Source organism: Mesorhizobium sp. M0698 (assembly GCF_040320455.1).
GTDB lineage: Bacteria > Pseudomonadota > Alphaproteobacteria > Rhizobiales > Rhizobiaceae > Mesorhizobium.
Window position 1 is genome coordinate 285,126 of the sequence record NZ_JAMYPQ010000003.1, and the last position, 23,733, is coordinate 308,858.

At 63.3% G+C, this 23,733-nt stretch carries 24 protein-coding genes; 13 read left to right on the plus strand and 11 right to left on the minus strand.

What is annotated here, in order from left to right:
* The first annotated feature begins 17 nt into the window (after window positions 1–17).
* Window positions 18–1,007, plus strand: coding sequence for a xanthine dehydrogenase accessory protein XdhC (gene xdhC, locus NKI16_RS09095; RefSeq protein ID WP_023676225.1), 990 nt, complete (start codon window positions 18–20; stop codon window positions 1,005–1,007).
* A gap of 8 nt (window positions 1,008–1,015) precedes the next feature.
* On the opposite strand, the gene dps is transcribed toward xdhC, so the two are convergent.
* From dps to NKI16_RS09115, 4 genes are all read right to left on the minus strand, one after another.
* Window positions 1,016–1,504, minus strand: a complete 489-nt coding sequence (gene dps / locus NKI16_RS09100) for a DNA starvation/stationary phase protection protein Dps (RefSeq protein WP_023676226.1) — start codon at window positions 1,502–1,504, stop codon at window positions 1,016–1,018.
* 146 nt (window positions 1,505–1,650) lie between these two features.
* Complete coding sequence (locus NKI16_RS09105) at window positions 1,651–2,904, minus strand: LLM class flavin-dependent oxidoreductase (RefSeq protein WP_352590945.1); 1,254 nt, start codon at window positions 2,902–2,904, stop codon at window positions 1,651–1,653.
* Window positions 2,901–3,914 (minus strand): LLM class flavin-dependent oxidoreductase, encoded by a 1,014-nt coding sequence (locus tag NKI16_RS09110; protein WP_352590948.1) that lies wholly within the window; start codon window positions 3,912–3,914, stop codon window positions 2,901–2,903. The genes NKI16_RS09105 and NKI16_RS09110 overlap by 4 nt, the downstream gene beginning before the upstream one ends.
* Before the next feature lie 75 nt (window positions 3,915–3,989).
* The gene (locus tag NKI16_RS09115; protein ID WP_352590951.1) at window positions 3,990–4,910 is read right to left on the minus strand and encodes a LysR family transcriptional regulator; all 921 of its coding nucleotides are present in this window, start codon (window positions 4,908–4,910) and stop codon (window positions 3,990–3,992) included.
* Window positions 4,911–5,051: 141 nt separating this feature from the next.
* Here NKI16_RS09115 and NKI16_RS09120 point away from each other — a divergent pair, with 141 nt between their 5' ends.
* The 4 genes from NKI16_RS09120 (at window position 5,052) to NKI16_RS09135 (ending at window position 9,601) form a co-directional block, all read left to right on the plus strand.
* On the plus strand, window positions 5,052–6,269 hold the full coding sequence (locus NKI16_RS09120; RefSeq protein WP_352590954.1) for a urate hydroxylase PuuD: 1,218 nt from the start codon (window positions 5,052–5,054) through the stop codon (window positions 6,267–6,269).
* A complete protein-coding gene (gene guaD / locus NKI16_RS09125; RefSeq protein ID WP_352590957.1) occupies window positions 6,266–7,579 on the plus strand; it encodes a guanine deaminase in 1,314 nt (437 codons plus the stop codon). The genes NKI16_RS09120 and guaD overlap by 4 nt, the downstream gene beginning before the upstream one ends.
* 74 nt (window positions 7,580–7,653) lie before the next feature.
* Entirely contained in the window at window positions 7,654–8,160 is a 507-nt protein-coding gene (locus NKI16_RS09130; RefSeq protein ID WP_352620702.1) for a heme-degrading domain-containing protein, read from the plus strand.
* A 175-nt stretch (window positions 8,161–8,335) separates the two neighbouring features.
* A complete protein-coding gene (locus tag NKI16_RS09135; RefSeq protein ID WP_023676233.1) occupies window positions 8,336–9,601 on the plus strand; it encodes a glycerate kinase type-2 family protein in 1,266 nt (421 codons plus the stop codon).
* A gap of 1 nt (window position 9,602) precedes the next feature.
* On the opposite strand, the gene NKI16_RS09140 is transcribed toward NKI16_RS09135, so the two are convergent.
* From NKI16_RS09140 to NKI16_RS09150, 3 genes are all read right to left on the minus strand, one after another.
* Window positions 9,603–10,325 carry a UdgX family uracil-DNA binding protein gene (locus NKI16_RS09140; RefSeq protein WP_280952098.1) on the minus strand — a complete coding sequence of 241 codons (723 nt, stop codon included), beginning with the start codon at window positions 10,323–10,325 and terminating at the stop codon, window positions 9,603–9,605.
* An 86-nt stretch (window positions 10,326–10,411) separates the two neighbouring features.
* Window positions 10,412–11,833: a glutamine synthetase family protein gene (locus NKI16_RS09145; protein WP_031211659.1), complete on the minus strand. Its 1,422-nt coding sequence runs from the start codon at window positions 11,831–11,833 to the stop codon at window positions 10,412–10,414.
* A 14-nt stretch (window positions 11,834–11,847) separates the two neighbouring features.
* A complete protein-coding gene (locus NKI16_RS09150; RefSeq protein ID WP_023676236.1) occupies window positions 11,848–13,230 on the minus strand; it encodes an aspartate aminotransferase family protein in 1,383 nt (460 codons plus the stop codon).
* 157 nt (window positions 13,231–13,387) lie between these two features.
* On the opposite strand from NKI16_RS09150, the gene NKI16_RS09155 reads away from it, so the two are divergent.
* Window positions 13,388–13,843: a hypothetical protein gene (locus tag NKI16_RS09155; protein WP_352620704.1), complete on the plus strand. Its 456-nt coding sequence runs from the start codon at window positions 13,388–13,390 to the stop codon at window positions 13,841–13,843.
* Between the two features lie 8 nt (window positions 13,844–13,851).
* Here NKI16_RS09155 and NKI16_RS09160 read toward each other — a convergent pair whose 3' ends face one another.
* Window positions 13,852–14,826, minus strand: a complete 975-nt coding sequence (locus NKI16_RS09160; RefSeq protein ID WP_352620706.1) for a WD40 repeat domain-containing protein — start codon at window positions 14,824–14,826, stop codon at window positions 13,852–13,854.
* A 248-nt stretch (window positions 14,827–15,074) separates the two neighbouring features.
* Complete coding sequence (locus tag NKI16_RS09165) at window positions 15,075–16,142, minus strand: CobW family GTP-binding protein (RefSeq protein ID WP_352620708.1); 1,068 nt, start codon at window positions 16,140–16,142, stop codon at window positions 15,075–15,077.
* 197 nt (window positions 16,143–16,339) lie between these two features.
* Here NKI16_RS09165 and NKI16_RS09170 point away from each other — a divergent pair, with 197 nt between their 5' ends.
* Together NKI16_RS09170 and NKI16_RS09175 are read left to right on the plus strand one after the other, a co-directional pair.
* Window positions 16,340–17,062: an intradiol ring-cleavage dioxygenase gene (locus tag NKI16_RS09170; RefSeq protein WP_352620710.1), complete on the plus strand. Its 723-nt coding sequence runs from the start codon at window positions 16,340–16,342 to the stop codon at window positions 17,060–17,062.
* 203 nt (window positions 17,063–17,265) lie between these two features.
* Window positions 17,266–17,748, plus strand: coding sequence for a MarR family winged helix-turn-helix transcriptional regulator (locus NKI16_RS09175; RefSeq protein WP_254816029.1), 483 nt, complete (start codon window positions 17,266–17,268; stop codon window positions 17,746–17,748).
* Between the two features lie 2 nt (window positions 17,749–17,750).
* Here NKI16_RS09175 and NKI16_RS09180 read toward each other — a convergent pair whose 3' ends face one another.
* A complete protein-coding gene (locus NKI16_RS09180; RefSeq protein WP_023676242.1) occupies window positions 17,751–18,623 on the minus strand; it encodes an AraC family transcriptional regulator in 873 nt (290 codons plus the stop codon).
* Window positions 18,624–18,675: 52 nt separating this feature from the next.
* On the opposite strand from NKI16_RS09180, the gene NKI16_RS09185 reads away from it, so the two are divergent.
* The 5 genes from NKI16_RS09185 to NKI16_RS09205 all read left to right on the plus strand — a co-directional run bounded on the left by NKI16_RS09185 (window position 18,676) and on the right by NKI16_RS09205 (window position 22,783).
* On the plus strand, window positions 18,676–19,083 hold the full coding sequence (locus NKI16_RS09185) for a DUF2000 family protein (RefSeq protein ID WP_352620712.1): 408 nt from the start codon (window positions 18,676–18,678) through the stop codon (window positions 19,081–19,083).
* A 197-nt stretch (window positions 19,084–19,280) separates the two neighbouring features.
* Window positions 19,281–20,165 carry a DMT family transporter gene (locus tag NKI16_RS09190; RefSeq protein ID WP_352620714.1) on the plus strand — a complete coding sequence of 295 codons (885 nt, stop codon included), beginning with the start codon at window positions 19,281–19,283 and terminating at the stop codon, window positions 20,163–20,165.
* A 68-nt stretch (window positions 20,166–20,233) separates the two neighbouring features.
* Window positions 20,234–21,256, plus strand: a complete 1,023-nt coding sequence (locus tag NKI16_RS09195; protein ID WP_023676245.1) for a LacI family DNA-binding transcriptional regulator — start codon at window positions 20,234–20,236, stop codon at window positions 21,254–21,256.
* Window positions 21,253–22,233, plus strand: coding sequence for a 2-hydroxyacid dehydrogenase (locus tag NKI16_RS09200; protein WP_352620716.1), 981 nt, complete (start codon window positions 21,253–21,255; stop codon window positions 22,231–22,233). Before NKI16_RS09195 ends, NKI16_RS09200 begins: the two co-directional genes overlap by 4 nt.
* A 154-nt stretch (window positions 22,234–22,387) precedes the next feature.
* Window positions 22,388–22,783 carry a hypothetical protein gene (locus NKI16_RS09205; RefSeq protein WP_352454732.1) on the plus strand — a complete coding sequence of 132 codons (396 nt, stop codon included), beginning with the start codon at window positions 22,388–22,390 and terminating at the stop codon, window positions 22,781–22,783.
* Between the two features lie 14 nt (window positions 22,784–22,797).
* Here the strand turns inward: NKI16_RS09205 and NKI16_RS09210 are convergent, their stop codons facing one another.
* The gene (locus tag NKI16_RS09210; protein ID WP_352620718.1) at window positions 22,798–23,571 is read right to left on the minus strand and encodes a gamma-glutamyl-gamma-aminobutyrate hydrolase family protein; all 774 of its coding nucleotides are present in this window, start codon (window positions 23,569–23,571) and stop codon (window positions 22,798–22,800) included.
* Between the last annotated feature and the right edge of the window lie 162 nt (window positions 23,572–23,733).

Sequence of the window (23,733 nt, forward strand, 5' to 3'; positions counted from 1 at the left end):
GATAGGGAACGCAAATGATGAACGCGAAAGTGCAGAGCCTGAAAGCCTTTCTTGCCGGCGCCGGCCGGGTCGCCTTCGTTGAGGTGGCCCGGACAAAAGGTTCGACGCCGCGCGAGACGGGTGCCTTCATGCTCGTCTCAGGATCGGCCACTTTCGGTACGATCGGCGGCGGCCAGCTCGAATACATGGCGATCGACAAAGCGCGACAGATGCTTTTCTCCCCCCTTGAGGGGGAGATGGCCGCGGAGCGGCCAGAGGGGGTCGTCTCAGAAGGTACCGCCAGCGCGTCGAGCACTGCCGCGGCGACCCCACCCGGCGGCTTCGCCGCCACCCTCCCCTCAAGGGGGAGGGATATCCGCGCCACCCTCGACATCGCGCTCGGCCCGGACATCGGGCAGTGCTGCGGCGGCAGGGTCGAGCTGCTGATCCAGCTAGTCGACCCCGCGCTTGAAGCCAAGCTGGTTGCGGCGGCGGAAACCGAGGAAGCGCAGCGACCGCATGTCTACATCCTCGGGGGCGGCCATGTCGGCCAGGCGCTGGCCTCCGCGATGGCCTTGCTGCCGGTGCATGTCGTCGTTGTCGAGACGCGAGCCGAGGCGCTCAAAGGCATGCCGGAAGCGGTCGAAACCAAGCTGACGCCGATGCCTGAGGCGATGGTGCGCGAAGCCCCGGCTGGATCCGCCTTCGTCGTCCTTACACATGACCACGCGCTGGACTTCCTGATCGTCGCCGAGGCTCTGAAACGCCGGGATGCCGCCTATGTCGGCATGATCGGCTCCAGAACCAAGAAGGCGACGTTCCGGAACTGGTTCCTGAAATCGGCGGACGGAAGCGAGGCGGAATTTGCCCACCTCGTCTCGCCGATCGGCGGCGATGCCGTTAAGGACAAGCGCCCGCAGGTGATCGCCGCACTCGCCGTAGCCGAGATTATGACAGCGTTGGCCGGCCATGCGGCGGCACCGTCCGCTCAGTCCAAAGCCTCTCACCGCAAGGCGATGGCTGGCTGACGTTTTGGCTATTCCTTCTCCTGCGTGTGCGCCTCAAGGAACCACAGCAATTTGTCGAGCGAGCGCGAATAGGCGGTGAAGATGTCGGCGGTATCGGCGTCGCCCGCGCCAGCCGCTTCGTCGATCGCGGCGCGTGCCCGCTTGGCGGTCGCGGCATAGCGGTCGATCAGCGCCGCCAGATGGTCTCGGGTCTTGTGGATGTCGGTCGGATAGGCCTCCAGCATAGTCGCCTTCGACACCTCCTGCGAGGTGCCGAGCGCCGTGCCGCCGAGCTGTACGGCGCGCTCGGCAATGGTGTCGACATGGCCGTCGATCTCCTCGCGGAACGTGTCGAGCATCTCGTGGATGGCGATGAATTGCGGTCCCTTGACGTTCCAGTGCGCCTGCTTGGTGATCAAGGCCAGATCGATGGCGTCGGCGAGGCGGGCATTGAGAAGATCGATACACTCTTTCTTGGCATTGGATTGCAGGTCATTGCGGGTGGCGATGGCATCCATGATCGGCTCCTGTGGCGGTTGCGTCCGCGTGGTTTGAAAAGAGGGCGAAGTTTGGGATGGACAATCGAATATGCGCGCAGACGCCCTCATCGCCGCGGCACAGCATCCCAAAACGGCGATCTCCGACTTTCGTTCCGCTCGTCGTTTTACGCCGGCGTTTTCAAGCCCAGATGGTCGCGCAGCGTGCTACCTTCATAATCCTTCCGGAAAAGCCCGCGCCGCTGCAGCTCCGGCACGACAAGCGTGGCAAAGGCTTCGAGTTCGCCGGGAAAATAGGATGGCATGACGTTGAAACCGTCTGCCGCGCCGCCCTCGAAGCGTGCCTCGAGCTGGTCGGCGATCTGGGCCGGAGTTCCGACGACGCGCCAATGACCGCGCGCGCCGGCGAAATGACGGGCAAGCTGGCGAATGGACAGCTTGTCGCGGCGGGATTGCTCGATGACGAGCGCCTGCCGGCTCTGCATGCCTTCGCTGGCCGGCAGCTCGGGCAGCGGTCCGTCGATGGGATAGCGCGCGAGATCGGATATGCTGAGATAGCTGGAAAGCAGCGCGACGCCGACATCGTCCGGTATCAGCTCCTGCAGTTCATCATGTTTTGCCCGGGCTTCCGCTTCGCTTGCCGCGACGACCGGCGCGACGCCGGGCATGATCTTGACGTCCTCCGGCTCGCGCCCATGGGGCGCCAGCCGCCCCTTGAGGTCGTCGTAGAAGGCCTTTGCCTCCTCGAATGTTTGCGCCGCAGTGAACACCACATCGGCGGTCCGGGCGGCGAGATCGCGGCCCTCGTCCGACGCTCCTGCCTGAACCATGACCGGCGCACCTTGTGGCGAGCGCGGCAGATCGAGCGGGTCGCGCACCGAAAAACTTCTGCCTTCGTGTCCACCCTGGCCTCGCCAAAGGCCGGTAACCACGGCAGCGAATTCGCGCGCGCGTTCGTAGCGGTCCGCATGTGGGCGCAGTCCGGTCGAGCCGAAATTGGCGGCCTCGATCTGGCTCGCCGAAGTGACGAGGTTCCAGCCGGCTCGGCCACCGCTCAGATGGTCGAGCGACAGGAAGGTCCGCGCCAGTCCGTAAGGCTCGTTATAGCTCGTCGACGCCGTGGAGACGAGGCCGATGCGCTCCGTCTGGACGGCGAGCGCGGCAAGCAGGCTTATCGGCTCGAAGCCGATCGAGCGCGACGTTTGGCTGGCGATGTTGACATTGGCCTCGCGCACGCCGGCGGCGTCCTCGCAGAAGATCATGTCGAACTTGGCTGCTTCCGCCGTCCGCGCCAACTGGACGTAATGGTCGATGTCGATGCCGGCCGTGACATGCGCCTGCGGATGGCGCCAGGCGGCGATGTGGTGGCCTGTCGCCCACAGGAAGGCGCCGAGCTTCATCTGGCCTCGACCGGCGCTCATTGCCGATCCTCCCCTGCAAGCCCGAGATGGGCGCGCAGTGTCGCCGCGCTGTAGCCGGACCGGACAAGGCCGCGGCGGCGAAGCTCCGGCAGCACGAGACCGACGAAATCGTCGAGCGCCGATGTGAAGGGCATGGCGATGTTGAAACCGTCGCAGGCTTTCGAGCGAAAGCACTCTTCGAGCCTGTCCGCAAACAGGTCCGGCGCGGCGGTTATTTCGGCGCTGACGGTAACGTTCATCAGCACTTTCAGCGCCTCCGGACTGCGCCCGAAGGCAAGCGCACGGCGCTTCAGATCGCCAGCCTTCGCCGGCTCGATCGATGGCTCATCCAGCAGGACGACATCGGCGGTGCGGGCGGCGATATCCGTGTCGGGCTCGGACAGGCCGGACATGACCAGCATCGGCGTGTCCTGCGGCGACCGCGCCACGTTGAGCGGCCCGCGCACGGAAAAATATTCGCCCTTGTGGTCGAGAAGGTGCATCTTCTCGGGATCGAAGAAGCGGCCGCCAACTTTGTCGAACAGCAGCGCGTCTGCGTCCCAGCCTTTCCACAAGCCTTGCACGATGCCGATGAATTCCTCGGCGCGCAGGCGGAAATCGTCGCCGGAAAACCCTTCCGGCCGGCTGAAATTGGCCGCCTCGCGCGGTTCGGGCATCATGCTCGCGTTCCAGCCGGCGCGGCCATGGCTGATGATATCGAGCGAGGCGAAACGGCGCGCGAGATTATAGGGCTGGTGGGCGACCGTCGACGCCGCGGCGGCAAGGCCGATCCTGCTTGTCACCGTCGCCAGCGCCGCCACCAAGGTCGTTGCTTCGAAGCGCATTTGCCGGTTCGGCCCGCCTGCAACCGGTGCGGAATCGCCGAGCAACACCATGTCCAGGCCGGCCGCTTCGGCTTCTTGCACGAACCGCGTCAGCAGACTGAAGTCCGGGCCGGCGTCGGGCGGATGGGAAGGAGCGGCTTCCGGAGACAGTGAAACGGCGAGACACATTGTGGCGCCGTTGGCCATCGCTTTTCCCTGTTGAGCGAGATTCCTTGAGAATTATCTCGCCGGCTGGACGGAAAGCAACCGGCCAGCCGGCGATCATTTGCCGGCCAGAATATCCCTGATCAGCCGCTGGCAGCGCTCGGCCATGAAATCGAGCAGCAGCCGCACCTTCGGATCCTGCAGCTTCTTATGAGGGTAGACGGCGGCGAACTGCACCGGCGTCGGCGGCGTGTTGCTCAGGATCACCTTCAGCCGCTGGTCGCGGATAAACGGCTCGACCTCGAAGCGCGGCTTGTTGATGATGCCGCGGCCGGACAGCGCCCAGCCGGTCAGCACGTCGCCATCATCGGTATCGTAGGGGCCGTGCACCTCGAATTTTTGCGGTCCGTTCGGCGTCTGCAGCGTCCAGACATATTCGCGCGCGCCGGAATAGCGCAGCATCAGGCAATCGTGCTTCTTGCCGATCAACTCCTGCGGCTCGGTAGGCTCGCCGCGCGCTTCCAGATATTGCGGAGCCGCCACCAGAACGCGTTCGCATTCCATGATGCCGCGCATCCTGAGGCTGGAATCCTCGATGATGCCCAGCCGGAAGGCAACGTCGATGCCTTCCTTCATGATATCGACATTGTGATCGGAAAGCCGGAGCCGCACCTCGATATCGGGGTACCTGTCGTGGAAATCCGGGATTCCGGATGCTACCAGCCGCCGCCCGAGGCCGAGCGGCGCTGTCACCTTTATGGTGCCGCGCGGCTGCCCGGATAACGCGCTGACCGCAGCTTCGGCCTCGGTGACCGCCTCCAGCACCTGCTTGGCGCCGGAGTAGAACACCGTGCCGTGCTCGGTCGGCATCAACTGCCGCGTCGTGCGGTTGAACAGCCTGACGCCCAGGTGCTTCTCGAGCTCCTTGATCCGATTGGAAGCGACCGCCGGCGAAATGCGCATGTCGCGCCCAGCCGCCGATAAATTGCCGAGCTCGACGACGCGAACGAAAACGGCGATGTTGTCGAGATAGGCCATGCGGCTTCCGTGGCTCTCATGTGGCTGCGTATGATCAGCCTAGTATTTTCCAATTTTTTTTGAAAGTCATCGTGCAGCTCGGCCCTTTCCGTTTGCGCTCCAGTCCGTAAAGTCAGTGGATCGGCAGGGACGATTTCTTTCATGATGGATTTCGCGATATTCTGGGATTGGCTGAGTTTCGCCGTGCGCTGGCTGCACGTCGTCACCGGTATCGCTTGGATTGGATCGTCGTTTTATTTCGTCGCGCTCGATCTCGGGCTGCGCCAGCGTCCGGGCATGCCTGCCGGAGCCTTCGGCGAGGAATGGCAGGTGCATGGCGGCGGCTTCTACCATGTGCAGAAATATCTGGTGGCGCCGGCTGAGATGCCCGAGCATCTGACCTGGTTCAAGTGGGAATCCTACGCCACCTGGCTGTCGGGCTTCGCCATGCTGTGCGTCGTCTACTATGCCGGTGCGGACCTGTTCCTGATCGATCCGAATGTGCTTGCCATGTCGGTGCCTACAGGCATCTTGCTGTCGCTGGCGACGATCGGCGTCGGCTGGGTGGTCTACGATCTCTTGTGCCGTTCGCCGCTCGGCAACAGCGACACCGGCCTGATGCTGGTGCTGTATGGGGTGCTGGTATTCATGGCCTGGGGACTGACCCACCTGTTCACCGGCCGCGCCGCCTTCCTGCATCTCGGCGCCATCACCGCGACGATCATGTCGGCCAACGTTTTCATGGTCATCATCCCCAACCAGAAGATCGTCGTCGCCGACCTGATCGCCGGCCGTAAGCCCGATCCGAAATACGGCAAGATCGCCAAGCAGCGCTCGCTGCACAACAATTACCTGACGCTGCCGGTTTTGTTCCTGATGCTGTCGAACCATTATCCGCTGGCGTTCGGGACAGAGTTCAACTGGGTCATCGCCTCGCTGGTGTTCATCATCGGCGTGCTGATCCGGCACTATTTCAACACCAGGCATGCGCGCAAAGGCAATCCGACCTGGACCTGGCTGGCGGCCGCCGTCCTGTTCGTCGTCATCATCTGGCTGTCGACGGCACCGAAGCTGCTGACCGGCGAGGTGAAGGCCTCGTCGGCTGCACAGGTCTACGTCGCCTCGGCGCATTTTCCCGCCGTGCGCGATACGGTGCTTGGCCGCTGTTCGATGTGCCACGCGGCGGAGCCGTCCTACGCGGGCATTTACCACGCGCCTAAGGGCGTGATGCTCGATACCGATGCCGGCATCGCCGAGCACGCCGGCGAGATTTACCTGCAGGCTGGCCGCAGCCACGCCATGCCGCCCGCCAACGTCACCCAGATCACCGACGAGGAACGGGCACTGCTGGTGGCATGGTTCGAAGGCGCAAGGAAATGACCGGCACGCTCCTGCGCGGCCGTACGCTGTCGTTTTTGCGCTGGCCCGAAACCATCGACGACCATTCCGCCTGGCGTTACGAGCAAGATGGCGGCCTGCTGATGCGCGACGGCAGGATCGTTGCCGCGGGCGCCTATGCCGAGGTCGAGAAAAAGGCGGGCGAGGGAACAAAAAAAATCGACCACAGGCCGCATCTGCTGCTGCCCGGGTTCATCGATGCGCACGCGCATTTTCCGCAGATGCAGGTCATCGCTTCCTTCGGCGCCGAGCTGCTCGACTGGCTGAACACCTACACTTTTCCGGAAGAGACAAAATTCCAGAACGCCCAGCATGGCCGCCGTATCGCCAGGCTGTTCCTGGATGAAGTATTGCGGCATGGCACCACGACAGTCGCGGCATATTGCTCGGTACACAAGGAATCTGCCGAAGCGTTCTTCGCCGAGTCGCACGACCGCAACATGCTCAACATCGCCGGCAAGGTGATGATGGACCGCAACGCGCCGGACGGCGTGCTCGACACGCCGCAATCGGGCTATGACGACAGCAAGGCGTTGATCGATGAGTGGCACGGCAAGGGACGCCAGCACTATGCCATCACGCCGCGCTTCGCCATCACCTCGTCGCCCGAGCAATTGGAGATGGCGGGCGCGCTCTGCCGCGAATATCCTGATCTGCACATGCAGACGCATCTGTCGGAAAACCACGCCGAGATCGCCTTCACGCAGCAATTGTACCCGCAGACGCGGGACTACACCGATATCTACGAACACTATGGGCTGCTCGGGCGCAGAAGCCTGTTCGGCCATTGCATCCACCTGTCGGAACGCGAGGCGGATGCGCTTTCGGATAGCGGCTCGGTGGCGGTGTTCTGCCCGACCTCCAACCTGTTTCTCGGCTCGGGCCTGTTCGATTATCAGCGCTATAGCCGCCGCGAGAAGCCGCTTCGCATCGCCGCCGCCACCGATGTCGGCGGTGGCACCAACTATTCGATGCTGCGCACCATGGACGAGGGCTACAAGGTGATCGCGCTGAACGGCGAGAAGCTCAATCCGTTCCAGTCGTTCTGGCAATTGACCCGCGGCAATGCCGAGGCGCTGTCGCTTGCGGAAAAGATCGGCACCCTGGAGGAAGGCAGCGACGCCGATATCATCGTGCTCGACGCCCGCGCCACGCCGGCGATGCGGCTGCGGGTGGAGACGGCGGACACGCTCGCCGAGGAATTGTTTCTGCTGCAGACGCTCGGCGACGACCGCGCCGTGCGCGAGGTCTATGTCGCCGGCCGGGCGGCCAAGGCGGATATAGCGGTTTAGCCGTCGTATGCGGCCGGCTTGACCGGGCGGCAGCCATCCGCCAAAGCAACAGGCGAGATCGACAGGGGAACGACATGGCCGTTGCGGACGACATCGCTCTGATCAAGAAACAGGAAGCCACGCTTGTCTTTTCGGCCTTCGATGAAGCCGTCGCTTTCGAGATCGGCTCGGCGATCCGCGACCGGGCTCTCGAGGAAAACCTGCCGATCATCGTCGATATCAGAACTTTCGACCGGCCGCTGTTCTATGCGGCAATGCCCGGCTCGAACGCCTCCAATCCGGACTGGGCGCGGCGCAAGATCAACGTCGTGCGGCGGTTCTTGAAAAGCACCTACCGCATTGTGCTGGAGCAGCAGCGCCCCGACCGCAGCTTCAAGCCCGGCGAGGGGCTGGACATTGCCGACTATGTGCTGGCCGGTGGCGGCTTTCCCATCACTGTCAAGGGCGCTGGCGTCATCGGCGTGATCGCCGTCTCCGGTCTACCGGAGCGCGAGGACCACGGAGTGGTCGTCGATACGCTGTGTAGCTACTTGGGCGTCGATAGCGAGGAGTTGGTCCTGCCGCCGGAAGCAACATCGTGACGTTGGCGCTGCCCCTCATCCGCCTGCCGGCACCTTCTCCCCGCGTAGTGACGGGGAGAAGGGAAACGCTCCAACGCTGGCGATCCCCTCTCCCCGTCTCTATACGGGGAGAGGGTAAGGGTGAGGGGCAGCGCAAACGCCGCAGAAGCTCGCACAGCGTCCGTGGTAGCTCAGTATGACCGCGCTCGATCCCAAGTCCTTTCTCATTTCGATCTTCAACGCCGCCGTTGCCGCCGCCGATCCCCAGAGGTCGATCAAGGATCATTTGCCGGCAAGGCCGAAGGGCCGGACCATCGTCATAGGTGCAGGAAAAGGCTCGGCGCAGATGGCGGCGGCTTTCGAGAAAGTGTGGGACCGGCCGATCGAAGGTTTGGTCGTCACCCGCTACGGCTATGGCGCGGCCTGCCGGCGCATCGAGATCATCGAGGCGGCGCATCCGGTGCCGGATGCTGCGGGGCTCGAAGCTTCCCGGCGGCTGCTCGAAAAAGTCCAGGGACTGACTGCGGACGACCTCGTCGTGGCGCTCATTTCGGGCGGCGGCTCGGCGCTGCTGCCGTCACCTGCCGAAGGTCTGACGCTAGCCGACGAGATCGCCGTCAACGAGGCGCTGCTCGCCTCCGGCGCGCCGATCGCCGCGATGAACACCATCCGCAAACATCTGTCCTCGATCAAGGGCGGCAGGCTGGCGGCCGCCGCCTATCCTGCCAAGGTGGTCTCGCTGGTTGTTTCTGATATTCCGGGCGACGATCCGGCTCTGGTCGCTTCTGGTCCGACCGTGCCGGATATAGGCAGCCGCGAAGATGCATTAGCGTCGATCGCCGCCTATGACATGAAACTACCGGCTTCAGTGATGGCGCACATCAATTCGCCGGCCGCCGATGCGCCACGTCCGGACGACCCGCGTTTTATCCGCAACGAGGTACATCTGATCGCCTCGGCCGGCGTATCGCTGGAAGCGGCTGCGGCCGAAGCCAGGTACCAAGGTATCGAAGCGGTCATTCTCTCCGATTCCATCGAGGGCGAGGCGCGTGAGGTCGGCAGCGTCCACGCCGCAATCGCGCGCGAAGTGGCGACGCGCAACCGGCCATTCGCAAAACCGGTGCTGATCCTGTCGGGCGGCGAGACGACCGTGACCTTGCGCGCGAAAGGCAAAGGCGGCCGCAACTCGGAATTCCTGCTCGCCTTCGCCATTGGGATCAGCGGCATGGCGGGCGTCCACGCACTGGCCGCCGACACCGACGGCATTGACGGTTCGGAAGACAATGCCGGCGCCTTCGCCGACGGCTCGACAGTGTCGCGGATGCATAAGGCGGGCGTCGATGCCAAGGCCATGCTTGCCGGCAACAACGCCTGGACGGCATTCAATGCCGTAGATGACCTTTTCGTACCCGGTCCGACCGGCACAAACGTCAACGATCTCCGGGCGATATTGATCAAATAGCTCAGGCGGCCATCAGCTTTTTCACCGCTCTCATATCCTGCAGGAACCGGTCGCGTTCTGCCTGCTTGTCCGCCGGCTCGCGAATGCGCAGGATGAAGGACGGGTGGATGGTGACGAAGACACGCAAGCCATCGTCGCGCTCCACGACGGCCCCGCGCATCTTCATGATCGGCACCACCTTGCCAAGCAGCGCCTGCGCCGCCGTTGCGCCGAGCGCCACCGCCAGATTGGGCTTGATCAGATCGATTTCCTTGTCGAGCCACCAGCGGCAAGCCTGCACCTCGCCGGCGTTCGGCTTGGAGTGGATGCGCCGCTTGCCGCGCGGCTCGAACTTGAAATGCTTGACCGCGTTGGTGACGTAGACTTTCAGCCGATCGACGCCGGCATCGTCCAGGATCGCGTCGAACACCTTGCCCGCCGGACCAACGAAGGGCTTGCCCGCCAGGTCCTCCTGGTCGCCCGGCTGTTCGCCGACGAAGATCACCTTAGCTTTATCAGGGCCCTCACCGAACACGGTCTGCGTGGCGTCGTGCCATAGCGGACAGCGGCGGCAGATCTTGGCCGTTTCGCGCAGTTCAGGAATCGTCCTGGCGTCGATTTCTGTCGTTTCCGGAGACTTGCTTGCAGGCAAGCGTCTTGCCTGCACTTTGGCATGGTGCGGCGTCGGGGTTGTCTGCATCCTGGCGATCATAACTAAGGCGGCCTTGCTCGCTCCTGCAATCAGACACGCAATGAGCAAAGCCCGCCGAAGGTTCCGTTGAAATTATTCCGCATGGGCCTTCACCGGCGGATGGCCGACGATGTGATGCCCTACACCTCGTGCAGATAGAGGTGATAATCCAGTTCGCTGACCGTGCGCGCCACGCGCAGATATTCCGACTGCTTGATCGCCACGAACGTCCGGTGCAGGTCTTCGCCCAATGCGCCCTTGAGGAAGGTCGACGCCCTTGCCGCCTCGATCGCGGCACGCCAGTCCACCGGCATCGTCGTGCGCGTGACGGCCGATTCGTAGCCATTGCCGGTGGTTTCGGGACCGGGATCGAGGCCTTCGTCGAGGCCCTTGACGACACCGGCCAGCACCGTTGCTGCCACTAGGTAAGGATTCGCGTCGACGCCCGATGGCCGGTGCTCGATGCGGCGGTTCTTGGCATCGCCGGCCGGCACACGCAGTGCCACCGAACGGTTGTTGACGCCCCAGGTCGGCGCCACCGGCGCATAGGATTGCGAGACGAAGCGCCGCCATGAATTGGCATGCGGCGCGAAGACCAGCATCGATTCCGCCATCGTCTGGATCAGTCCGCCGAGGCCGCGCAGCAGCGGCAGCGACCAGCTTTCGCCGCCGGTTTCGGCAAAGACATTCTTGCCGGCATCATCCAGCAGCGAGACATGAAAATGCATGCCCGAGCCGGCATATTTCTCGATCGGCTTGGCCATGAAGCAAGCGGTGACACCATGACGGCGCGCCTGCGCCCGCACCAGTCGCTTGAGCATCACGAGATCGTCGGCCGCCCGCATCACATCCTTGCGGTAGTTGAGCGTCAGCTCGTACTGGCCGGGCGCATATTCCGAGATGACCGTCTCGGCCGGGATGCCTTGCACCTTGGCTGCGGCGTAGATGTCGGAAAACAGCGGCTCCATGCCGTGTAGATGGTCGACGGAATAGACCTCCGTCTTGGCCGAGCGGCGTCCGTCAAGCACCGCGTGCGCCGGCTGCACCTTGCCTTCGGCATCGCGCTCGTTGGCGAGCAGGAAGAATTCGAGCTCGAAGGCGCCGGCCGGATGCAGGCCCTTGGCCGCGAGGATGTCTACCTGGCGGGCGAGTGCCAGCCGCGGGTCGGACGACATCGGCTGGCCATCGAGATGGTACATCGCCATCAGCACCTGGCCGCGCGGCGGCTGGGTGGCGAACAGCGGCACCAGTGTGCCGGGGATCGGCCACGCCCGCAGGTCGCCGTCGCCCGTCGTCCAGATCAGCCCGGTCTCGTGAACATCCTCGCCGGTGATGTCGAGGCCGAGGATCGAGATCGGCATGTGCCGGCCCCCCTCGTAGATGCTCATCAACTCATGCCGGCGCACGATCTTGCCGCGCCCGACGCCATTGGCGTCGGTCAGCACGATGTCGAACGCTTCGATCTCGGGATGAGCGTCGAGAAAGGCCTGCGCCTCGGCGGGCGTCGAGCCCGAAGGGGATGCCGTGACCAGGTTCAAACTTTGCTTGGGCGCTTGTTTCATGCCGCAAGCTTGTCTCACGCCGTAAGCTTTGCCGCAACCGCGCCGAAGGCAGTGATCAGCCGGTTCACCTGGGCGGCGCTGGTCGTAGGAGAGATCAGCATCATGTTGTGGAAGGGTGCGATCAGCACGCCGCGATTGACCAGCGCGACATGGATTGCCGCCTCGAGCTCCGGCACGTGCGCAGCTTCCGCTTCGCCGCCGTTCCTCAGCGGGCCCGGCGCGCAGATGAACTCGACACGGGCACCGACGCGAGCAACATGCCAGGGCAGACGATAGCGATCGATGACGGCGGTCAGCCCGGCGTCGAGCCGCTGCGCCAGATGGTCCATATGGCTGTAGTTCTCGTCGGTCATGACGTATTCGAGCGTGGCGCGCATCGCTGCGAATTGCAGCGGATTGGCCGACAGCGTTGTCCCCATGCCGGAGTAGCCGGGCTCTTTCCGACTGATATAAGCGGCATAGCGGGCCGCAACGTCTTCGCTCATGCCCCAGACGCTCGCCGGTACGCCGCCGGCAATCGGCTTGCCCAGCACGAACAGGTCCGGCTCCAGCCCGTATTTGCTTGTATAGCCGCCGGGACCGGTCGAAATTGTATGCGTCTCGTCGATTAGAAGCAGCGTGCCGGTCGCACGGGTGAGACGCCGCAAGCCATCATGAAAGCCGGCTTCGGGCAGCACCATGCAGGAATTGGTCAGCACCGGCTCGGCGATGACGCAGGCGACATCGTTGCCCCGGAGTGCCGCCTCGAGCGCCGGCAAATCGTTGAACTCGACGACATCTGTCGCCCGGGTCAGGTCGCGGAATTCGCCGGCCAGTCCCGGTCGATTCACCGCTTTCCCGGCGACCAGCCGCACCATCGTCTCGTCGACCGAGCCATGATAGCAGCCGTTGAAGACCAGTATCTTCTCCCGGCCGGTAACGGCGCGGGCAACCCGCAGCGCGAAGCGGTTGGCATCGGTCGCCGTCGTCGCGATCTGCCACGACAGCAAACCGAAGCGCTGCTGCAGCAACGGTCCGATGGCCAGCGCGTCTTCGGAAGGTAGCATATAGGTCAGTCCTCGTCCGGCCTGCCGGCGGATGGCGCGGGCGACCGGCGGCGGCGAATGGCCGAACATCGAGCCGGTGTCACCAAGGCAGAAATCGTCCAGCCGATTGCCGTCGATGTCGGTGATCGCAGCGCCCTTGGCACTGTCGACCAGGATCGGGAATGGCGTCGGCCAGTCGTTCATCCAATGCATCGGCACGCCGCCGAAGAAGCCGGGCAGGCCATTGCCGATTTTCGCCATCGATTTTGGCCGCGCCCGGCGGAAGACTTCTGCCTCGGTCGCGCGCAACTCGACGATCCGGGCCGGGCCGATGCCGCCGATGCAAGTCTTTGAATGGTTCATGACGTTCATGCCGGCCCTCTCAGTCGCACTTTAGACAATCGGCATCCGCCACCGCAATTGGCCGGGCGGCTGCCCTGTGTTGGGTCAGCGGTCATTTGAATGAAAACAGGCGCTTGACCGCGAGCCGCCTTCGGGCGCCAATGGTACTTCGGCTGGAGGGCATAAGATGGTGCGGGCGATCGTCTGCGCAGCAACGCTGCTGTCGTCGGTTGGTGCGGCTCTGGCGTCCGGCGGCATCTGGTGTTCCGCCGAGGATGCAGCCGTCAAATTTCAGGTCGGTGCCGGGATCACCAGAGGCATGGGCGGGCCGACCTTCAATTTTAGCGGCGAGCTCGAGATTCTGGGCAGGCCGGCTGGCGACAGTCTGCGCGAGACATTGTTCGAGGATCAGAACCTCACGCAATATTGGCTCGACAACAAGGAATTGCGGCTGCTCGTCTACCACGAACGGCAGGTCGAAAACGCCTACGGCTATGTCGAACTGGCGATCCTGACCAAGGCCAGCGAGGAAGGCGTCTATGACGGTCGCTATTTGCTCTCAATCTATGATGTAACGGCCGATGCCGAAAAGGACGGCAAGCAGGCTGAATTGACCGGCAAAGTATCTTGCGGAGCCGAGTAAGTAACAGGCTACGCCGAAATATCGATGACGCCGCAGTCGCCCGCAGCGCTGCCAAAGGCGACGCGGCGCTCTTCCTTGTCCCACATCATCGAAGTGACGGCGCCCTTGCCCGGCCGGCGCAACAGCACTTCCTTGGCGTCGGCGAAGCGCACCGCCATCACCATCCCGTCATCATAGCCGATAGCAACGACGTCCTGGCTCGGGTGGCAGGCGACCGTGGTCACCATGGAGCTGCCGCGCGCGCCGAGTTCCAGCGGCGCCTTGCCCATCGGCCCGTCTTTGCCGGAAAACGGCCAGACGATCGCCGCCGGCGCGCCGGAACTCGCCAGCCATTTGCCCTTGGCGCTCCACGACAGGCTTTTCACCTTGCCGGGGTAGCCGGACATGCGCATGTGCTTGCCGTCGGCGAGCTTCCAGCCATGCAGCGCGTTTTCCTGCATTGTGGTGACGACGAAGCCTCCGTCCGGCGAGAAAGCGATGCCGGTGTGGGCGCCGGCCCATTCGAGCTCGACCGGCTTGCCGTCGGCAGCCGGGAAGTGCAGCGTCGCGCCATTGTAGCGGGCAACGCCGAAGCGCATGCCCTTGGGCGAGAAGGCAAGCCCCTCGACCGAGCGCGGATGCGAGAATTCCCTGGTCTTGCCGTCGGCAAAGCGCACATAGGCAATCTTGCCCGAAGCATAGGCAACAGCGCCTTGCGGCCCGGCGGCGACGCTGGTTATCCATTTTTTGCCTGCGGTCGCCAATTCCGTTGTATTGCCGCCTGGGGTCACGGCAAAGATCCTGCCGTCCTCACCACCGGTGATCAGTCGGTCGTTTGCCGCATCATGGAAGGCGGCGAGCATTCCGTCATTGGCCTGCACCGCCTTGTGGCCGTGGTCGAGCCGATGGATTGTGCCGTCGGCCAGCGCAAAATGCGGCACGTCGCCGAGAAACACGGCGGCGAGGCAGTGGCCTTCGAGATCGAGCGGGGCGACTGTCGGCATGAGAGATCATTCCGTTCGAGATTTCTGCTTGTCATCTAACCCTGCCGAGCTGTCGGCGAGGCTCCGCCTTCTCCCCTTGTGGGAGAAGGTGGATTGGCGCGCAGCGCCAAGACGGAAGAGGGGTGCTGGACGGAGTGCCGTCCTTGCCAAGCTGGAACACCCCTCATCCGACCGAGCTTTCGCTCGGCCACCTTCTCCCACAAGGGAGAAGGAGAGAAGGGCAGCGCTAGCGCTATAAAGTCCGGAAATCAAGCCGCCTGGCAGGCCTCGAAGCTTGTCTTCAGTCGCTCGGCGTCGAGTTCGCGGCCGATGAACACCAGCCGGCTCTCGTGCTTCTCGTCGTCCTTCCAGGCGCGCTGGTGGTCGCCCTCGATGATCATGTGCACACCCTGGATGACATAGCGCTCGTCATCGCCTTTCAGCGCAATGATCCCTTTCAGCCGCAGGATGTTCGGGCCTTCCATCTGGGTGACCTTCTCGATCCACGGGAAGAACTTTTTCGGGTCCATCTCGCTGCCGCGCAGCGACACCGACTGCACAGTCACGTCATGGATGTCGGAAGGGTGCGCATGATGATGCCCGTCATGATCGTGGTGATCATGGCCGTCGTGATCATGGTGATGGTGGTCATGATCATGATCATGATGGTCGTGATCGTCATGCGCCTCGAGGAAGTGCGGATCGTTCTCCAGCGCCCGGGACAGGTCGAACGCACCGCGATCGAGCACCTCGGACAGCGCCACGCTGGCGCGTGTGGTGCGATGGATTCGTGCCGCCGGGTTGATGGCGCGGATCGTCGCCTCCACCTTGCTCAGCTCTTCGGGGGTGACGAGATCGGTCTTGTTGAGTACGACGACATCGGCAAAGGCGATCTGGTCCTCGGCCTCGCGGGAATCCTTCAGACGCAGCGGCAGGTGCTTGGCGTCGACCAGCGCCACCACCGCATCGAGCCTGGTCTTGGAACGCACGTCGTCGTCCATGAAGAAGGTCTGCGCCACCGGCACGGGATCGGCGAGGCCTGTGGTCTCGACGAGGATGGCGTCGAAGCGGCCAGGCCTGCGCATCAGGCCTTCGACGACGCGGATCAGGTCGCCGCGCACGGTGCAGCAGACGCAGCCATTGTTCATCTCGTAGATTTCCTCGTCGGATTCCACGATCAGCTCGTTGTCGATGCCGATCTCGCCGAATTCATTGACGATGACGGCGTAGCGCTTGCCATGGTTTTCCGAAAGGATGCGGTTGAGCAGTGTCGTCTTGCCGGCGCCGAGATAGCCGGTGAGGACGGTTACGGGGATCTGCGTCTGTGCGTCGCTCATATTGTGCCTCGAATAGGGATTGTCGGCTCCATATAGGATGTGTGCTCGGCTTTTGCACGAGGCAAACCGGTGGGCCAAAGAGGGGCTGGTATTGCCGAACTTTCCTCACATTACCGAACTTTCATTGGCGCCGCCTGACAGCGGGCCCTAGATAGGCGGGGTCATTTGCGGAGCTGTTCGCGTTGAAGAGGCGCCAGATGTCCGACAAGTCGTTGCCACTAAGCCGTCGGCAGGCGCTCGGTCTCGTTGCGGTTACCGCTGGCGGCATATTCCTGCCCGCCGGTGCAAGGGCCGGGCAGGTTTCGCCCTATGCCGGGCTTGCTTTGTTCGAAGCCGGTGCCGGCGTCTGCGCCATCACGCCCGAGGTCACCGAAGGGCCGTTCTATTTCGACCCGAAGCTCGAACGCGCCGATATCACCGAGGGCAAGAAGGGCATCGGCCTCAATGTGCGGCTGCAAATCGTCGACGCCGCCTGCCAGCCGCTTCCCGGCGCACGCGTCGATATCTGGCATTGCGACGCCCAAGGCAGCTATTCCGGCTATCCCGGACAGGGCGACGGGCAGGATATCGACACGTCCGGCCAGAGCTTTCTCCGCGGCTGGCAGAGAACCGATGAAAGCGGCATCGCTTCTTTCGCCACCATCTATCCCGGCTGGTATCGCGGCCGCACCACCCACATCCATTTCAAGATCTTCCCCGACGACCGCTCGGTGATGACCGGCCAGATGTTCTTCCCCGACAGCCTCAGCGAGCAGATATTCGCCACCGTCGCGCCTTATAAAGATCGCCCCGGCAAACGCGATACATCGAACGCGCGGGACGGCATTGCGCGGCAGGCCGGGCCGCTGTCGCAGGCAGCGCTGCGGGAAATGGCGGACGCCTATCAGGCGTTGATGGTGGTCGCGGTGAAAGCCGGTTGAGAACACCTCGTCACGTCCCCATCCAGCCATTGCGGAAAGTCGTTTGTCATCTAACTGAAATAAACATCTGGCATTAGCCACGGCGAACACCGCGAAGCTTGCCGGCAAAGCTATTTTCCGAGCCGGAATGTTTTCGATCGTCATTGCCAATCGGCGGCCTGCTTCTATGCTGTCCGCTCCGGTTCGGCCGAGGAGGGATGAGCATGGCCAAGGCGGACAAGACTGCAACAATGAGCCGGCTGCATTCGGCGGCGCGGCTGGCGCGCACGGCGCTCGCCGCCCGGCTTCTGGCGCATGGTTTCTATGCCGGCCAGGACCAGATCATGCTGGCGCTCGACCGCGAGGACGGGCAGACGCCCGGCAACCTTGCCGGCCGCCTCGGCGTGCGTCCGCCGACCATCACCAAGACCATCAACCGGCTGCAGGCGCAGGGCTTTCTGGAGAAGCGGGCCTCGTCCGCCGATGCCCGCCAGGCGCATATTTTCCTCACCGACACCGGCCGCGAAATCATCCACGCCATCGAGAAGTCGGTGAAGAAGACCGAAAAGCAGGCATTGAAGGGTCTCGACAAGAAGGATCAGAAAGCGCTGTTCAAGCTGCTTGCCCGCGTCGAGGCGAACCTGTCGAACGGCGAAATGGTGCTCCCAGATGACGAACTGGATATCGAGGACAAGATGCTTGAATAAGGTCACGCGTTCGCCGCTGACGGCCGTCGCGTCAGTGCCGACCAGCGTCCCGGTGTGACGCCGAACGCCTTTTTGAAATGCCGATTGAAATGGCTTTGGTCACTGAAGCCGGCTGCGATGGCGATTTGCGCCAGTGGCTCGTCGGCTTCGATCATCCGACGGGCTCGTTGAAGCCGGCGCATCAACAGGAACCGGTGCGGGCTGGTGGAGAAGGTGGCGCGGAAATGCCGCGACAGGGCATAACGGTCCAATCCGGTTATCGCCTCCAATTCATCCGAACGTACGATCCGCGCGACATTTTCCTCCAGATAGTCGCGCGCCAGGCTGGCGGCGCGCCACGCAGTTTTCGCTACCGGTTTCGTCGGCTGACCGGCGTGCCGGGCCAAGCTTTGCATAAGCTGCGTCATGAAATCGACGACAAACAGCTCGTCCAGTTCCTGATTCAACGGCCCGAGCGCCGAAAGCAGCGTCGCCCGGAGATCGCGGTCTGTCACCACGGCATTCCCGACGAATGGTAGTGATCCGCCGCCGAGACAATCGAGCATCAGGGACGGCTCCAAATAGAGCATTCTGTATCGCAAGCCGTCTTCGGTGCCGGCACCGCCATCGTGCAGTTCGTCGGGATGAAGGATAATGATCTGGCCAGGCAGGCTCTGATGCGTTTGGCCGCGATAGCGGAAGCGCTGCACGCCATAAAGCGTCACCCCGATCGCATAGGTGTCGTGGCGATGGAGATCGAAGGCATTGCCGTGGAACCGGGCCTCGATGCGTTCCATCCCGGCAGCACCGGGTGCCGGTACGATGCAGTTCTCGGCTGCATCCACGCACAAACGTCCAAGACCCTGAAAGGCTTCCCGGTCTAGATCGTGCGCCATCGCTTCACTCGCAGCCTCGGATTGGCCCCCTTTTCGGATTGGAAACTGTCGCATGTTCGATACGAAATTTGCAATCGTGCTCAAGGATGATCTTCCCGTCTGGCAAAAGCTCAATGTCACCGCCTTTCTGACCAGCGGCATCGTCGCGCAATTTCCCGACATTATCGGCCACCCCTACCGTGATCGCGCCGGCAATATCTACAACCCGCTGTCGATCCAGCCGGTCATCGTGCTTTCGGCGGACGGCCAGACGCTCGGCGCGATCCAGCGGCGGGCGCTGGAGCGTGGTGTGACGGTTTCGCTCTATGTCGAGGATATGTTTTCGACCGGGTATGATCTGGCCAACCGCGCCGTCTTTGCCGAATTTGCGCCGGAGGATGCCAAGGTGGTCGGCATCGCGCTTCGCGCCGAAAAGAAGCTCGTCGACAAGATCACCAAGGGCGCCCGCATGCACGCCTGAGTCGTCGGCCACTAGGTCGGCCACTGGGAAACAAACTGAGCCTGTCGGCGGCTGTCGTTGTGCCAGACTGTTTTGGCTTGCCCGCAGGCGACAATTGCCGCATTGGTGAGGGACCGCCTTGCTTCCCGTCCGGCCTGAAATTGAATGCTCCCCCAAGACAAGACGAAAGCGCGACATCGCCGGCGGCGATCCTGTGCATGCTTTCCGTCTATGTGTTTTTCACCTTCCTCGACACCAGCAGCAAGTACCTTGTGCTGGCCGGCGTCTCGGCGCTGATCGTCGCCTGGACCCGCTTCGCGGTCCATGTGCTGATCGTCGGCGTCTTTCTGCACGGATGGCGTGAGCCGCTGCGCTTTCGTCCCGCCAACCTGCCGGCGCATCTCACGCGCGGTCTGCTCCTGTTCGGATCGACGATATGCAACATTCTCGCGCTGCGGACGCTGCAGCTGGCGGAAACCACCTCGATCTACTTCTTCGGCCCGATGGTGATCACCGCGCTTGCCGGTCCGTTGCTAGGGGAATGGGCCGGCTGGCGGCGTTGGCTGGCGATCATGAGCGGCTTTGTCGGCGTCCTCATCATCACCCGGCCGGGCATCGGGGTTTTTGGCGTCGGCCATCTCTTTGCGCTCGGCTCGATGCTATCGAACAGTTTCTACGTCATCATGACGCGCCGCATGTCGGCTACGGAAACCTCGGAAAGCCTCATCCTGTTTTCGGCGCTGGCGCCGGCCGTGCTGCTGCTGCCGACACTGCCGTTTTCGCCTTCGCTGCCGCAGGATGGCTGGCACTGGTTCATATTGCTGATGCTTGGCGTCTTCGGCGCCATCGGTCATTGGCTTCTTGTGCAGGCCTATCGCCTTGCCACCACCACGGCCCTGGCTCCCTATCCCTATTCGCAGATGATCTGGATGATCATCTCCGGCCTGATCGTCTTCAACCAGTTTCCCGATCGCTGGACGCTGGTCGGTGCCACAGTCATCGTCGCCAGCGGCCTCTACATCGTTCACCGCGAGCACCGGCTTCGCTTGCGCAACCGCGCGACGCTGGACGCGGAGGCGGAAGCGCTGGCAAAAAAACTTTGATTTGCGCGGGATCGATGGCATAAGAGCCGGCCTTTAAACAGTTTAAATTGCTTCGGGAGCGCAGGCCGCTGGCACAGAAGATCAAGCTTTCCACCATCGCGGATGCGCTCGGCGTGTCCACGGCCACGGTCTCGCTGGCCTTGCGCGACAGCCCGCTGGTCGCCGGCGGCACCCGCGATCGCATCAAGGAACATGCCCGCGCCATCGGCTATATCTACAACCGCCGCGCCGCCAGCCTGCGCACCTCGCGCTCGGGTATTGTCGGCGTCGTCGTCCATGACATCATGAACCCGTTCTTTGCCGAGATATTGCGTTCGATCGAGAGCGAACTCGACCGCAGCCGGCAAACCTTCATCCTGTCGAACCACTACGACCAGCTCGAGAAACAACGCACCTTCATCGACACGCTTCTGCAACTCGGCGCCGACGGCGTCATCATGTCGCCGGCCATCGGCACGCCGCCCGAAGACATAATCATGGCCGAGGAGAACGGTCTCCCGGCAGTGCTGATTGCACGCACCGTCGAAGGTGCCGACGTGCCGGTGTTTCGCGGCGACGATGCCTATGGCACCGGGCTTGCTACCAATCATCTGATCTCGCTTGGCCACAAGCGCATCGCAATGATCGGCGGTACCGACCAGACCTCGACCGGCCGCGACCGCTATCAGGGATATGTCAACGCCATGGAGGCGGCAGGGCTTGAGGTCAGGCCGTCCTGGCGCATCGCCGGCCCGCGCACCAAGCAGGCCGGCTTCGAGGCTGCCGGGCAGTTCCTGGCGCTGAAGGACAGGCCGACCGCGGCCTGCTGCTGGAATGACCTCGTCGCCATCGGCCTGATGAACGGCATCGCGCGCGCTGGTCTGGTGCCGGGCATCGACATCTCCGTTACCGGCTATGACGACCTCGAGGAGGCGGCGATCGCGACGCCTGCGCTAACCACCGTCTGGAACGGCCAGCGCGAGGTTGGCCGCCGCGCCGCCAGCGCGCTGCTCGACAAACTCAACGGACAGACGGTGCGGCCGTCGCAGGAACTGATCAAGCCGGAACTGCATGTGCGCCAGTCGACCGGCAAACCGGTGGAACGTGCATGACAAAAACCAAACAGCAAGCTGTCGCCATTCTGGTGCCGGGCCAGTTCAACGATCATGCGGTCGGCCGCATCGACGGGGTGTTCAGCCGCGTCCGGATCGAACGCGCCGATCCGTCGCTGGTCACCGACGAGATGCGCCTTACGGTGCGCGGCATAGCCGCCTTTGGCGGCATAAGCGCCGCGTTAATGGACGCGCTGCCAAAGCTCGAGATTATCGCCAATTTCGGCGTCGGCTATGATTCGGTCGATGTCCGCCACGCCGCACAGCGCGGCATCATGGTCACCAACACACCGGATGTGCTGACCGAAGAGGTCGCCGATACGGCGCTCGGCCTGTTGATCAATACCATCCGCGAACTGCCGCGCGCCGAGGCCTGGCTACGCCACGGAAGCTGGCTGCGCAACGGCAACTATCCGCTGAGCCGGCTGACCTTGCGCGGGCGCCATGTCGGTATCTTTGGCATGGGCCGCATCGGCCTCGCCATTGCCCGCCGGCTCGACGCTTTTGGGCTGCCCATTGCCTATCACAACCGGCGCCGCGTCGAAGGCCTGTCCTATGACTATCACCCGACGCTGAAAGGTCTCGCCGAGGCGGTCGACACACTGATCTCGGTGGCGCCCGGCGGGGCTTCGACGGAAAAGGCCGTCAATGCCGAAATTCTCTCGGCTCTTGGGCCGAACGGCGTCTTTGTCAACATCGGCCGGGGCAGCACGGTCGACGAACCAGCCCTTGCCGCCGCACTTGCCAGCGGCAGCATCGCCGCTGCCGGGCTAGACGTCTTTGCCGACGAGCCGAATGTGCCAGCGGCGTTGCTTGCCGCGCCCAACACCTCGCTTTTGCCGCATGTCGGCTCAGCCTCGCAGCACACCCGCCGCGCCATGGCGGACCTGTGCGTCGACAATCTGGTCTCGTGGTTTTCGCAGCGAAAGGCGCTGACGCCGGTGCCGGAGACGGCAAATGTCAAGGCAAGGCCGTAAGCGGGCTGCCATATCTATTAACTTCAGCTTAACCCTTCGGAATCATTCTGGTCCCTTCGCGGTGTATGTCCGCCTGACAGGACATGACAGCAAGATGAAGCGCGCCTCCCTGATCTCTTCGAACCGGCGCGCTTGAAATGCGCGGAGAACCAGGATGAAGACGCTTCCTGCATTGATGGCAGTCGCTGTGCTGTTCGGCAGCGCCCAGCTGTTTTACGCCGGTAGCGGTGAAAGCCGTGCAGCCAGTGAGTCACCGCCTTCATCCGGCAACTACAGGCTGGTAGCCCATGGCGACGAGGGGTCTTGTGCGGTCAGCCGCGGCGCCGAGATTTCGCAAGGTCTGTCGCTGTTGACGGTCGCAGCAAATTGCCGCCGGGTGTTGCCCGGCGTCGAGCAGGCGAAGTTCTGGCGAGAGCAGGATGACGGCACGGTCACCTTCAGCGCCAACGGCACCGATCCGATCGTCATGTTCTCAGTCGCCGACGGCGATGGTTACGAATCCTACGCGCCGGCGCTGCCGCTGCTGACGCTGGCGTCGGCCGGCAACTAGCGAGCGCGGCAGGACTATTCCGCGGCTGCGCGCGCACCCGATTTCGCCGCCTGATGCAGGCGCACCGCATCGCCGAATGCGCGAAATATCTTTACCGAGATACTGTCCGATTTGACCCAGTATTCGGGATGCCACTGGACGCCGACGGCGAAAGCCCGTGCATCGCGCACCGAAACCGCCTCGACAGTGCCGTCGGCGGCGACCGCTTCGACCTGCAGCTTTGGGCCAAGCCGGTCGATGGCCTGGCGATGCACCGAATTGACCATGATGTCGCCGGCGCCGAAGACCCCGGCCAGGCAGCTGCCGGGTTTTATCGCCACGCTCTGGCGGATGGCGAAGCGTTCGTCCTGATTGTCGCTTGCCGGCGCACGATGATCGAGCGAACCGGCGCGTTCCTGGATTTCGGTGGCCAGCGTGCCACCCAGCGCCACATTCATCTCCTGGATGCCGCGGCAGATGGCGAGCAATGGCACCCCGCGCTCCACCGCCCGGCGGATCAGCGGCAGCGTGGTGGCGTCGCGGGCGGGGTCGTAGGGACCATTGGCTTCGCTGGCGTCACCGCCATAGAGCGAGGGATGAACGTTCGATTTGGAGCCGGTGACCATGACGCCGTCGACGGCGGAAAGCAGTTCGTCGAAGTCGAGCCGGTCGGCGAAGGATGGTACCAGCAGCGGGAACACGCCTGCACCCGAAAGCGCCGCTTCGAGATATTGCTGTGGCGCGGCATGCCAGGTGTAATTGTCGAACTGGCGGACATCGGTCGATACGGCGACGAGCGGCTGGTGCATTTGGTCCGGATCCCATCGGGTGCAACGAATTATCTGCCTGCAAAATAGGCGATCCGAAGGCGCATTTCCATGGCAAGTTTCGGCGTGTCGCGTAGGCCAGTTAATCGACCTTAGACTATAGTTGCAAGATCTGGCCCAACGCCGTGAATTTCCCCGAAATGC